Raw genomic sequence first — 13,078 nt, forward strand, 5'->3', positions numbered from 1 at the left:
CTAGTGGTGTCGGAGCACAACGTGGTCTGCCAAACGTTTGGCACACACCGTACGGTGGGCCTTCCTGCCGCACAAGGGCGCCAGGCTCACTGCGCTCTTCATCGGGACTCGAGGTCGACCAGGAGATCCCGTTGAAGATCGGTCTCCATGGCTAGCCCGGTGGCAGGATCAGCGGTCCACGCCTCATTGAAGAGCCTTTTCGCGGCGCGCACGGCCTTCGGCGGGCGACTCGCGATGTCGTGCGCAAGCTGCTGCGCGTAAGCGTATGGGTCGTCGACAGCGTGGGTGATCAAGTGCAGATCCTTGGCCTCGCTGCCGGACAGGATGCGGCCCGTGAAGGTCAGCTCCTTGGCCACGTCGATGCCGACCACCTTTGATATCGACTGGGTAATTCCCATGTCAGGTACAAGACCCCATCGAACCTCCATGATCGACAGGCGGGCATCCGGTGCGGCGACTCGGATGTCAGCTCCGAGCGCTATCTGCAATCCCCCGCCGAAGCAATTGCCGGTGATCGCAGCGATGACCGGCACCGGAAGTCGGTGCCAGTCGTAGGACACACGCTGAGCCAGGTTCGCAACTTCCCCGGGCGCGCGAACCAGCAGATCGTCGATATTGTCCGGCTTCTGAAGGAAGTGCTTCACATCCAACCCAGCGCAGAAGCTTTCGCCGTCCCCACGGAGAACAACCGCGCGGACCCGTGAATCTCGATGAAGCTGCTCCGCGCTCGCCAGCAGTGCGGCGATCATGGGACCGTCGAGGGCGTTGTGCTGCGTTCCTCGTGTCATGGTCACAGTCGCGACTCCGGCGCTGTCGATGTCGACACTGACCCGCTTGTCATCCATGGTCTGTTGCCCCATTCGTTTTCGTCTCAGCATCATGTGCGGTGAATCGGCCGGTCGTCCCAACGGCAGCGGCAGCAGCGAGTACGACCCTGCCCGTCAGGATTCGTGGTCGACGGGTCGTCACGGATAAAGACCACGGGTCAGATGTGCGGTTGTCACCGTGTCCACAGCAAGCACGGTAGCTGCCAGGCGAAGCGAGACACGATGGGTCGCAGCATATTCGAGGACGCGATGCCATGCCCGCTCCATTCGTTCGCGAAGGCGATTTTCGACATCGGTTTGACTCCACCAATAGGCCTGGTTCGCCTGCACCCATTCGAAGTAGGACACGATGACGCCCCCCGCGTTGGCGAGGATGTCGGGAACCACCAGTTGCCCATTCGCACGGAAGATCTCGTCGGCGGCCGGTGTCGTCGGGCCGTTCGCGCCCTCCACGATGAGTGAAGCGTGGACGCGGTCGGCATTCTCGCCGTGTAGAACCCCTTCGATCGCCGCCGGGATGAGCAGGTCCACCTCGAGGTACAGCAGTGCGTCTCTGTCGTTGAGATCCTCGGAATCATCGAACCCGAGAACCGTGCCGGATGTCGCTACGTATGCTTCGAGATCCGGTACGGAGAGACCGCCGGCATTGAAGATGGCACCGTATTCGTCACTGACGGCGACCACCTTGACTCCGGCTTCCCAGAGGTACCGCGCGGCGCCCCGTCCGACCTTTCCGAAGCCCTGAACTGCGGCGGCTGTCGCGGTCGGTCGCCTCCGGAGATGGCTCAGGGCCGCCAAGGCCACGTGTGCCACTCCCAGCGAGGTCGCGGTGGGCCTACCGAGGGATCCGCCGAGCGCGAGCGGCTTTCCGGTGGTGACGCCCAGCACCGTGTACCCCTGGCTGGCGGAGTAGGTGTCCATCATCCATGCCATGACCTGCTCATCGGTGCCGATGTCCGGCGCCGGAATGTCCTGGGTGGGTCCGATGATGGGAATGATCTCGCTGGTGTACCGGCGTGTGACTCGTTGGACCTCCTCTCGGGAGTACCGCTTCGGGTCGAAGCGAACCCCACCCTTCGCCCCGCCGTAGGGCACGTCGACGAGCGCGCATTTCCACGTCATCCACATGGCAAGGGCGCGGACCTCGTCGAGAGTGACATCCTTGCTGTACCTCAGCCCGCCCTTGCCGGGGCCGCGAGAGACGTTGTGCTGCACCCTGTGACCGGTCAGCACCTCGACATCTCCGTTGTCTCGCCGCAGTGGAATACTGACGGTCATTTCGCGCCTCGGATTGGCGAGCATGGAGTAGACGCCCTGATCCAGGTCGAGTACCGCGATCGCGTCCGAAAGTTGCGCCCTGGCGTACGCCAGTGGGCCAGTGTCAACATCGGGAGCGTCCCCGCCGGGGGTTGCGGTGGCAGTGACAGGGATCGAATGTGGCGATTCGAGGTCGAGAGGGGATCTCCCGGCGTTCAGGTCGGTCGTCATGACAAGTCCTTCGGTGTGTCCGATTCCGTTGTGGAGGCACCATCCAATATGCCAACCGTTTGGCATCCAGGGTGGCGCTCGTGGCCCTCGTCGTCGACTGCGGCCCTACCGAGAGCCGGCGTCAGCCGTGGCATCGCCTCGGAGCTCGTTCACGAGACTGAACACCGGCAGCAGCAGCGCCAGCACGTCCTGCCGGTTGCCAATCGTTTGGTAACCGGTCGTACTCTACGTTTGTTCGATGCTGCAGCACAAGAGATGCTGATCGAATTGCGTGAGAGGAATGGTGCGGTGTGGGTGCAATCGTTCCGGGGAACCTGATCGAGCGCACACAACTCTCAGCGCGATCGTTCACGATCTCCCGCCTGCGCGTCGTCAACGCACTTCCTCCGGAAGCTCACTGGTCAAGCAGAATCCGACTTCCTGCGAGCTAGCGCACCGTACGCGACTACCTCACGAGAACAGCGGGATTGCGAGACAGGCGCACGCCCCCACCAGGAGACTGCCTGACGACTACGACGATCAATCGAGAATGCGGATGACGACGAGTCCGGATGGGACTCGTCGTCATCCTGAGGGTCGCTGGCAGCAGAACGCCGTTGTCCTAGAAGCCGGGGACCCTCTCGCCCTGCCCTAGGCAGTCGCGCTACCCGAGGCCGATGGGAATTGCGGTTCCCGCTTCTCCTGGAAGGCGGTGAGTCCTTCCAGTGCGTCCTCCTGGTAGAAATCGATGGTTTCGAGCGCCACCGATAGTTCAAAGGCCGGCGCAGCGCTGCGCAACACATGGTTGAGTGAACGCTTGGTTGATCGCAGTGCCCGCTGCGGCCCTCGCCCGAGTCGGTCGGCAACGGCGAGCGCTTCATCCAGCACCGCTTCCGCCGGCGCCGCCTTGCTGACGAGACCAATGCGCTCCGCCTCTGCCCCAGTCAGGAAGTCAGCGGTGAGGAGGTAGTACTTGGCTTTGGCCATCCCGCACATCCACGGCCAGAGCATTACGGCATGGTCACCGGACGCCACGCCGATCCTGCTGTGACCGTCGGTGATCCGCACGTCCTCGGCGATGATGCTGATATCTGCGGTCAGTGCGACGGCAAGTCCGGCCCCGACCGCGACCCCATTGATCGCGGAGATAATGGGTTTGTCGAGGTCCAGCATGTTGTAGACGATGTCGAGGGCGACCTTGCCCGACCTCAGTACTCGGTCGGAGCGCAAGCTAGCCGCAGGGGTGCCGTTCTCCTTGAGATCCCCGCCGGCCGAGAACACCTTCCCCCGTCCGGTGATAACCGCGACTCGCGTGTCATCGTCGCGCCCGATCGTGCGCCACACCTCCGCGAACTCGTCATGAGTTCGCGCGTCGGCCGCGATACGATCGATGTGGACCAGGAGCACACCGTTGGGGCGGCGCTCGAAGCTCAGGTTCTCGAATTCCTCATACTTCATGTCGCGCTCCGTTGCCTGCGATTCCGCACTTGGAGACGCGAGCGAGCGCGATAGCGCAAATGATCTCGAACATGATGTTTGCGGCATTCAGCGCCGTGTGACCGCTCGGGTCGAGTGGCGGCGCCACCTCCATGACGTCTCCGCCGATAATGTCCAACCCCTTCAGTCCTCGCAGGATTGCCAATGCCTCGCGCATCGACAACCCATCGGGTTCGGGTGCCCCCGTACCGATGGCATAGGGCGGATCCAGCGCGTCGATGTCGAAGGTGATGTATGTCGGGCCGTCACCGACCACACGGCGAATCTCGGCGACGGTTTCTGTGATTCCGAGTTCGATCACGTCGTTGATCGTGAGCAGGCGCATTCCATGTTGTGCGTGGTAATCACGGTCGGTGGACATGAAGCGAGTTCCACGAATGCCCAGGCTGATGGTGCGTTTCGGGTCGACCAATCCTTCTTCGATCGCGGCCCGGATCGCGTTGCCGTGATGGATGTAGCCACCGTACGGATCGTCGTAGGTGTCCGGGTGGGCATCGAAGTGGATCAGGCCGACCGGGCCGTTCCGCACGAGGCCCTTGAGGATCGGATAGGTGGTCCCGTGGTCACCTCCAACAGCCACGAGGGCTCCACCGCGGTCCGCCACCCTGCCCACGAACTCTGCAGCGAGGTCTTGGCTTACGCGAGGGCTCATGGGATTGAGGACGGCGTCACCGATATCGGCGACTCGACATAGATCGAAAGGCGAGACGCCGTCGAAGCTCACCCGTCGGATGAGGCCGGACATCTGCCGTACCTGCGACGGCCCCTGCTTCGCGGAGCCTCGTCCGCCCTGGAAGTCGAACGGGATTCCCGCGAGTGCGATGTCCACACCCTCGAGATCGGGTTGGTAAGGGGCGCGCATGAACGTCTGCACGCCCGTGAAGCGACCCATCCCCTGTTTGCCGAGTTCACCAATCGTGGATTCGGGCTTTTCTGACATGTTGTCTCCTGAGCTGCCGGCCGCGGCCTCCTCTGTATAGGAGCCAATAGGCGCTGCCGCGAGCAATCTGTAAAGAGCGGCTTTCGACCGTTCCGTTGATAGGAATGGCATTCAACCTAGCAGAACACGAATGCTGAGGGAAGGGGTGGTTAGCAGGGTTTGCCCTTCCGTTCGCCTTGACGAAGGGCTGTAAGGTGCTACTAGATTCCGCGTGGCGGAATCAGGTTCGCTTTGCAGCAAGGGAGTGGTTCGGCGGATGCGCGATAGTAGTCTTGGCGACTCCCCGGCAGGAGAGAACACCAGCGGTTCAGGAGTGACCGGTTCGGTCGGCAATGCGTTGAAGATCTTGCTGATGTTCGGCACTGTTCCGGCTGTGCGAGTCGCCGATGTTGCTCGTGAGCTCGGGGTCGCTCGATCCACGGCACACCGACTGCTCGCGACGCTGGAGCATCACCGCTTCGTGACGCAACAGGTCAAGAGCAAGGCATACGAGGCGGGGCCCGTTCTCCTCGAAGTAGGACTGAGGGTCCTCGCGGATCTCGATCTGAAGTCGGTCGCTCGGCCGCAGCTCGAGCGCTTGAGCGACGTGACGTCGGAATCGAGCGGATTGCTTGTACTCGAGGGGCGTGACGTCGTCGTTGTCGACTTCGTTCCGGGAAGCCATCGGTTGCGGGTGGTCGAGCGACTCGGAGACCGAGCTCCTGCGCACCTCACAGCGGCGGGCAAGGCCATACTTGCTGCGTTGAACCCGTTCGATTTCCGCCGTTTGTATCCCAGTGAAACCTTGCCGGCCGTGACGCCGCGATCGGTTCAAACCCGCCTCGAACTCGAAGAAGAACTCGATCAGATCCGGCGCAACGGGTATGCGTTCAATCGAGAAGAATCAGGGGACGGCTCCGTCGGCATCGCCGCCGCCGTCGTGCACCGAAACGACGGCGTCGTAGGTGCCGTTACCTTGGCCCTACCGATCAGTCGACTGAACGACGATCTCGGCGCCGACTTCGGGGCGTCCGTCGGTGAGGCAGCCCGCAGGATAGGAACCGGCCTGCCCTAATGTCCCCGGGCTTGGATTCATTCATCGTCATGTGATGATCTTGGATCGACACCGTCAGAGCTGGAACTAATTACGGCCGAACGAGATACGTTGCAGAATGGGCTTGGTGCGACTAGACCGCTCGGGCACTGGAGGCCCCACAAACATCCCGGCCACGCAGCGAGACGGTTGCGTGTGAGGATCTCGCGCACGTTCTCCGCGGAGTGCCCGTCGGGCAGGTGCAGCCTGCGTTCGACGTGGGTGCCGATACCGACCGGTTGACTTCGCCCATGATCGCCGGAGTCGAGATCCCCGGCGCGCGGTGGGCGCGGTCACCTCGGCGGCGCACGACGCCTCCACGACCGTCGCGCCCTGCGTGCGACAACAACCGTGCCCGCTCCGAAGCCTCGCAGCCGAGGCTGGTAATGCGCACAAGTTACTCTTGAGGCACAGCATTGGCAGGTTGAGTAGGGTGCGGCATCGCATTGGTGCCGAAACCAGATGAATCGCGGGTGCCCGATGTCCGAAGATGATCCTCTGCGGACCCAGCGCAGCATGGGGTCGACAATCACGTTCGAGCTGGAAGCTGCCGGATTCGGGAACGCCCAAGAAATTGGGCGAGGCGGTTTCGGTGTCGTGTACCGATGCGTACAAAACGAGCTCGACCGCACGGTCGCTGTGAAAATTCTGACCGCCGACCTGAATGCAGAGAACCGGGCGAGATTCTTCCGCGAGCAGCGCGCAATGGCCAGGTTGACGGGGCACCCGAACATCGTCACAGTCCTTCAGGTCGGGTCCACCGACAACGGTCGCCCATACATTGTGATGCCATATCACCCGCAAGGCTCTCTCGAGGCGCGGATCCGCCGCCAAGGCCCACTGGCATTGAACGAAGCATTGCGCCTCGGAGTGAAGATCGCAGGTGCTGTGGAGTCCGCACACCGGCTGGGCATTCTTCATCGGGATATCAAACCCGGGAACATTCTGCTCACCGACTATCAGGAGCCGGCACTGTCAGATTTCGGGATCGCTCATATCTCGGGAGGGTTCGAGACCGCCACCGGCTCGGTCACCGGGTCACCCGCCTTTACAGCCCCCGAGGTTCTCCGGGGAGATCCGCCGACCCCGTCGTCGGATGTCTATTCCGTCGGCGCCACTTTGTTCTGCGTACTTACCGGCCATGCCGCGTTCGAACGCCGCAGCGGCGAGCAAATCGTCGCGCAGTTCCTACGCATCGCGACCAACCCCATCCCTGATTTGAGCGGCCACGGCATCTCCGACGAGATATCGAAAACGATCGCGCGGGCCATGTCCCGTGATCCGCACGAACGCCCATCGGCGAAGCAACTCGGTAACGAGCTTCGTGGCACCCAGCTCCGCCACGGGCACCAGGTCGACGACATGGCACTTCGTGCCGAACCAGTTTCCGAGCCGCACGGCCCGGTGCCGATGTCGCACGCACATTCCGCGCAATCCGGCCGGGGCACCAAAGGGAACATCCCCCTCGAGCTGACCAGTTTCGTCGGGCGACGAAGAGAGCTAACCGAAGCAAAAACCCTTCTGCGATCCTCTCGCCTGGTCACATTGACGGGCATCGGCGGTGTCGGTAAGACGCGCCTCGCGCTGAAGGTTGCCAACAACGTGCACCGTGCGTTTGCCGATGGTGTCTGGTTCGTCGAGTTGGGAGAACTCCGCGAAGAATCCCTACTAGTCGATGTGGTATCAGGGGCGCTGGGTATTCGAGATCAGATGGCGATTCCACGCCAGGAAGCCTTGATTGAGTTCCTCTCCTCGCGCGAGTTGATGCTCGTGCTCGATAACTGCGAGCAGTTGGTGGGTGGGGTGGCCGAGTTAGCTGAGTCGCTGCTTCGAACCTGCCCCGGGGTCCGAATTCTCACCACGAGCCGTGAGCCGCTCGGCATCGGCGGCGAAGTTGCACTACGTGTTCCCCCGCTCAGCGTCCCCGATCCCGACCGTGATCCGTCTCTGCAAGGTCTGCCCAGCTACGACGCGGTGACATTGTTCGCTGACCGCGCCGCGACTGCGCTACCAGGTTTCGAGCTCACCGACGACAATCGAATGGCGGTCACCCGAATCTGTCAGCACCTGGACGGGTTACCTCTCCCTCTCGAACTGGCCGCGGCTCGACTGCAGGCCATGTCACCGGAACAGATTCTGCAGCGGCTCACCGACCGCTACGCATTGCTTACCCGTGGTAGCAGAACTGCACCGACACGGCAACAGACGCTGCGATTGTGTATCGATTGGAGCCACGAACTGTGCACACCACTGGAACAACTTGTGTGGGCACGTCTCTCGGTGTTTGCTGGCGGAGTCGAACTCGACGCCGCAGAATCCGTCTGCGGGATGAACCTGACAGCGGAAGCCCTCCTCGACGCGATCACCTCTCTCGTCGAGAAATCGATTCTGATCCGCGAGGAACGCGACGACGTCGTGCGCTTCCGACTGCTGGAGACCCTGCGCGAGTACGGCCGGACGAGGTCTGAGCAAACCGAGGAACTACCGGAACTGATTCGTCGGCACAGTGACTGGTATCTGCAGTTGGCGCTGAACGCCGAGGCCGAATGGATCGGCCCGCGGCAGCTCGAATGGATCGCACGCCTCGAGCGGGAGCAATCCAACCTGCGGGAGACACTGAACTACTACCTGTCCGAAGATCCGGACACCGGCCTCCGAATCTCCAACGCCATGCACCTCTTCTGGAGCTCCCGAGGACTGTGCAGCGAAGGGCGGTATTGGCTCGATCACTTTCTGGCCCGCCAGAGCGGGCAACCAACCATCGATCGGGTCAAAGCACTCTATTCTGTCAGTGCCCTCGCTGACTGGCAGGGCGACCTCAGCTCTGCAGCAGCGGCCGTAGCGGAGGCACGCGTGCTCGCCGAGCAGATGACCGATCCGCTGCCGCATGCACTGGCCGTCCACGCCGACGGAGTCCTCAAAGTCTTCGCTGGTGACTACACCCGTGCCCCCACGCTTCTGGCGGAGGCCCTCGAAGTGTTTCGCGAACAGAACCGCATCTACTTTCAAGTCGAGGCCTTGATCATGTTGGGGCTCTCGAACGTATTATGCGGAGAGACCGCACAGTCGATGGCCTATTATCAGGAAGCCCTCGACATCACCGACACACAAGGTGAATCCGTCAACTCGGCTTTTGCGCGATGGGGCATGGCCGTTGCGGTGTGGCAGCAAGGTGATCGCGCACGGGCCACGGACCTTCTTCAGCAAGCACTAATACGGATCGCGAGACGTGTGCAGGACCCGGTGGGTTCAGCGGCGTGCCTCGACGCGCTCGCATGGATCGCCGGTGATGCCCGCGAGGCACACCGCGCCGCTGTCCTGATGGGAGCCGCCGAGTCCCTCGCTCATGTCGTCGGAACGTCGCCGGTCTTGCTTCCAGGCCTCCTCGTGCACCATGAAGAGTGCGTGCAAACCTGTCGGCGGACGCTAACCGACAAGACCTTCATGACTGCCGTTGAGGAAGGTAGGCAACTCGGGCTCGAGGCTGCCGTCGCCTACGCTGTCGGCGAGCGAGTCCCGGCGGCTCCGTCGCCGTCAACCGGCGACACAACAGTCACACTGACCAAAAGAGAGCGGCAGGTCGCTGAACTGATAGCCGAGGGCCTGACCAATAAAGCAATCGCTGACCAGTTGGTGATTTCCCCTCGCACCGCCCAGGGACACGTCGAGCACATTCTCACCAAACTCGGGTTCCATACGCGGGCGCAGATCGCCGCATGGATCGCAGAGCAGCAACAACATTCATAACTTCCAGGGGAGAGACCACGAGCGCCCCGACGGTGGGCCGGGAGATAACGGGACCGACCGTTCGACCAGGCAATCCTTTGCTACACGGTGGTGACGTCGGGCGGGTCGGGAAGGTCGACGTCGAGAATGAAGTCGAGCCTGATCAGGGCGTCGACGTCGAACCTTGCTGCCCGCACTCGGACCTCTTTGTAGGTAGAGACGCCCGTGCACGCAATCGAACAGAGTCACTGGAATAGTGTGTGCCACCGCCGATGGCTGGGGAGTGGCGATAACTGCGAAGTTCGAGCTGTTCAAGGACACCGGCGGCCAGTTCCTGTTAGTTGGGTGTCGGACATTATGTTGGGTTGGCTGGGTTCCTCGGCATCTCGCAGTCGATTCGATGGGCGAAGTTGCAGCTACACGGTTGGTGTCCGTGCTGGAAGGACGAGACGTCCCGGGTGTCGCGTTGGGCCCAGCGCTTGCGGTCCGGGCATCCTCTGAGTCGGGCGACTCGGTCGACAGCCCGCCATCGCGCATCGGGGTCTGTCACGCGACAAAATCATCCCAGTCGGTCGCGAGGTAATCAATGAAGGCACCCCCCAAATGCTGTGTCTCCAGGTGCCGCCGCGAAACGGGTTGGCAAAGGCTAGTGAACGCGGGGTCGGCCAGCACTCTGGCCGCGAAGTCGTGGTGAAGGATGGCCGCAGTGCCGATGAGTACGAAATCGGCACCACGGTCAAGGCACAACTGCGCAACGGTTCCCGACAGTATCTTGCCAGCGACCCCGAGCTTTGCCTTTCCTCTCGACAGGGAAGCGAAGGCGTCGATGAGCGTGCTGCTGGCTCTGGCAGTCTGAAGTGGCCCCGGTCGGGCGGCTTGAGTTGGACCCAGTCGACCCTTATCCGGTGAGGGTGTGACGGCTCGAAGTGGCCCCACCGCGACACGCCCGGGGTGGCTGTTTTCGTCGGTGTGAATCCCGGTGACGGGTGTGGGCGCGATGATCGAGACGACCACACCGCCGGCCGTGAGGGGTTCGGGTTGGAGTCTCGGGTGCAGCTTTTCGAGGACATCCGCCGCGATGCGCGGTGTGAGGGCTTGTCGATCCGCGCGCTGGCGGACCGCCATGGTGTGCATCGTCGGACGGTGCGCGCGGCCTTGGAGTCTCCGATTCCGCCTCCCCGCAAGAGGCCGGTGCGGATCGCGGCGAAGCTCGAACGGTTCAAGACGGTGATCGATGACATGCTGGTCACGGACCTGACCGCGCCGCGGAAGCAGAGGCACACGACCAAACGGATCTGGACAAGGTTGATCGACGAGCACGGCTGCGAGGCCTCGTACTCGTCGGTGCGGGACTACGTCGCCCGCCGACGCCCGGAGATCGTCGCCGAGTCCGGGAGGGGAACCGAGACGGCCTTCGTGCTGCAAGACCATCTTCCCGGTGCGGAGGCGGAGGTCGATTTCGGAGATGTGTGGATCGATCTGGCCGGGGTGCGGACGAAGTGTTTCCTGTTCACCCTCCGGCTGTCGCACTCGGGCAAGGCGGTGCACCGGGTATTCGCCTCGCAGGGGCAGGAGGCGTTCATCGAGGGCCATGTGATCGCCTTCGCCACGATCGGTGGTGTCCCGACCGGCAAGATCCGGTACGACAATCTGCGGTCTGCGGTGCGTCGGGTGTTGTTCGGGCGCAACCGGTCCGAGTCGGATCGGTGGATTTTGTTCCGGTCGTACTACGGCTTCGATTCCTTCTATTGCTTGTCTGGTCTCGAGGGCGCCCACGAGAAGGGCGGTGTGGAGGGTGAGGTGGGGCGCTTCCGCCGTAACCACCTGGTCCCGGTGCCGAAGGTCGACACCCTGGACGAGCTCAACGCCCGCCTCGCCGCGGCGGATCGGGCGGACGACGACCGGCGGATCGATACCCGGATCCGAACCGTCGGTGAGGACTTCGCCACCGAACGGCCCTTGTTGCGGCCGCTCCCGGCCGAGGAGTTCGAGCCCGGCCTGTGGTTGACGCCGCGGGTGGACCGATATGCGCGGGTCACGGTGCGCCAGTGCCACTATTCGGTGCCGATCTACCTGATCGGACGGCAGGTGCGGGTCTCGCTGCGGGCCAGTGAGGTGGTGATCTTCGACGGCCGGCGGGAGGTCGCCCGCCATCTCCGCCTCGCCCGCAAGGGTGCGCAGGCCTTGGTGCTCGATCACTACCTCGAGGTCCTCGCCCGCAAACCTGGCGCGCTACCGGGGTCGACTGCGCTGTCCCAGGCGCGGGCGGCGGGGACGTTCACCGTCGACCACGAGGCGTTCTGGGCGCTGGCACGATCGGTGCACGGGGACGCCGACGGCACCCGCGCACTGGTCGAAGTGCTGCTGCTGCATCGGAACATGGCACACGCGGATGTGACCGCCGGGCTCCGCGCCGCGGTCGCTGTCGGGGCCGCCTGCGCGGACGTGGTGGCCGTCGAGGCCCGCAAGGCCGCCGCCGACCGTCCCGACGACGCGGTCACCCCAGTTGCGGCGGCACCGTCGAAGGTGGTGTCGATGACCGCACGCAGGTTGACCGATCCGGAGGCGGTGATCGCCGGGCTGCCACCGGATTCGCGTCCGCTTCCCACCGTCGCCGCCTACGACGAGTTGCTGCGGCGGCGGCCGCCACCCTCCTCGGACGCCGTCTCTGCACGTGAAGGAGCATCATCATGACCGGGTCGACCCCCACCTCACCGGCCGCCGCACGGCGCCGGCGTGGACTCACCCCCGAGGCCGCCGCCACCGCGATCGAGCAGGCCTGCCGTGATCTGCGGCTGCCGACGGTGCGCACCCGGTTCGAGGACATGCTCACCGTCGCCCACAAGGAGCAACTGACCTACGAGGGCTTCCTCGCTGACCTGCTGCTCGCCGAATGCGACGACCGTGCCCGCCGCCGCAGCATCCGCCGGGTCAAGGCTGCCGGCTTCCCGCGCCAGAAATGGTTGGCGGACTTCGACTTCGACGCCAACCCCAACGTCAATCCGGCCACCATCAACAGCCTCGCCAGCTGCGTCTGGGTCCGCAAGGGCGAACCGTTGTGTTTGATCGGGGATTCCGGCACCGGCAAATCACACCTGCTGATCGGTTTGGGCACCGCCGCCGCCGAGGCCGGCTTCCGGGTCCGCTACACCCTGGCGACGAAGCTGGTCAACGAACTCGTCGAGGCCGCCGACGAGAAACTGCTCGCCAAGACCATCGCCCGCTACGGGCGGGTGGATCTGCTCTGCATTGACGAGCTCGGCTACATGGAACTCGACAAACGCGGTGCCGAGTTGTTGTTCCAGGTTTTGACCGAACGCGAGGAGAAGAACTCCGTGGCGATTGCGTCCAACCAGTCATTTTCAGGTTGGACCCGGACATTCACCGATCCGAGGCTCTGCGCGGCCATCGTCGACCGACTCACCTTCGGCGGCGCGATCATCGAAACCGGCACCGACAGCTACCGGCTCGCTCAAACCAGGGCAGCAGCTCAAGCCGCGAGCTAACCGGAGACCATGCCGGGCGGACGGACAACACCGTCGACATCGC

Annotated in this window: 9 protein-coding genes; 4 read left to right on the forward strand and 5 right to left on the reverse strand. The window is 63.5% G+C overall.

The genetic code is table 11. From position 1 onward, the window contains the following. Window positions 1–98 precede the first annotated feature (98 nt). The 4 genes from JWS14_RS42790 to JWS14_RS42805 all read right to left on the reverse strand — a co-directional run bounded on the left by JWS14_RS42790 (window position 99) and on the right by JWS14_RS42805 (window position 4,842). Entirely contained in the window at window positions 99–845 is a 747-nt protein-coding gene (locus JWS14_RS42790; protein WP_206016936.1) for a crotonase/enoyl-CoA hydratase family protein, read from the reverse strand. 120 nt (window positions 846–965) lie between these two features. Next, a complete protein-coding gene (locus JWS14_RS42795; protein ID WP_095870026.1) occupies window positions 966–2,315 on the reverse strand; it encodes a Glu/Leu/Phe/Val family dehydrogenase in 1,350 nt (449 codons plus the stop codon). Between the two features lie 630 nt (window positions 2,316–2,945). Then, window positions 2,946–3,752, reverse strand: a complete 807-nt coding sequence (locus JWS14_RS42800; RefSeq protein ID WP_206016439.1) for an enoyl-CoA hydratase/isomerase family protein — start codon at window positions 3,750–3,752, stop codon at window positions 2,946–2,948. Further along, a complete protein-coding gene (locus JWS14_RS42805; protein WP_241031768.1) occupies window positions 3,742–4,842 on the reverse strand; it encodes an agmatinase in 1,101 nt (366 codons plus the stop codon). Before JWS14_RS42805 ends, JWS14_RS42800 begins: the two co-directional genes overlap by 11 nt. Window positions 4,843–5,044: 202 nt before the next feature. Between JWS14_RS42805 and JWS14_RS42810 the strand changes: the two genes are divergently transcribed. Both JWS14_RS42810 and JWS14_RS42815 read left to right on the forward strand, forming a co-directional pair. After that, a complete protein-coding gene (locus tag JWS14_RS42810) occupies window positions 5,045–5,785 on the forward strand; it encodes an IclR family transcriptional regulator (RefSeq protein WP_164060184.1) in 741 nt (246 codons plus the stop codon). A gap of 498 nt (window positions 5,786–6,283) precedes the next feature. Next, the gene (locus JWS14_RS42815; RefSeq protein ID WP_206016440.1) at window positions 6,284–9,550 is read left to right on the forward strand and encodes a protein kinase domain-containing protein; all 3,267 of its coding nucleotides are present in this window, start codon (window positions 6,284–6,286) and stop codon (window positions 9,548–9,550) included. 525 nt (window positions 9,551–10,075) lie between these two features. Here the strand turns inward: JWS14_RS42815 and JWS14_RS42820 are convergent. Then, window positions 10,076–10,663 carry a hypothetical protein gene (locus JWS14_RS42820; RefSeq protein ID WP_206016990.1) on the reverse strand — a complete coding sequence of 196 codons (588 nt, stop codon included), beginning with the start codon at window positions 10,661–10,663 and terminating at the stop codon, window positions 10,076–10,078. On the opposite strand from JWS14_RS42820, the gene istA reads away from it, so the two are divergent. Together istA and istB are read left to right on the forward strand one after the other, a co-directional pair. Next, window positions 10,568–12,223, forward strand: a complete 1,656-nt coding sequence (gene istA / locus JWS14_RS42825) for an IS21 family transposase (RefSeq protein WP_206016937.1) — start codon at window positions 10,568–10,570, stop codon at window positions 12,221–12,223. The two genes, JWS14_RS42820 and istA, sit on opposite strands and share 96 nt — an antisense overlap. Then, entirely contained in the window at window positions 12,220–13,035 is an 816-nt protein-coding gene (istB, locus tag JWS14_RS42830) for an IS21-like element helper ATPase IstB (RefSeq protein ID WP_206016441.1), read from the forward strand. Before istA ends, istB begins: the two co-directional genes overlap by 4 nt. Window positions 13,036–13,078: the final 43 nt, after the last annotated feature.

It is taken from the genome of Rhodococcus koreensis (assembly GCF_017068375.1).
Taxonomy (GTDB): Bacteria; Actinomycetota; Actinomycetes; order Mycobacteriales; family Mycobacteriaceae; genus Rhodococcus_F; species Rhodococcus_F koreensis.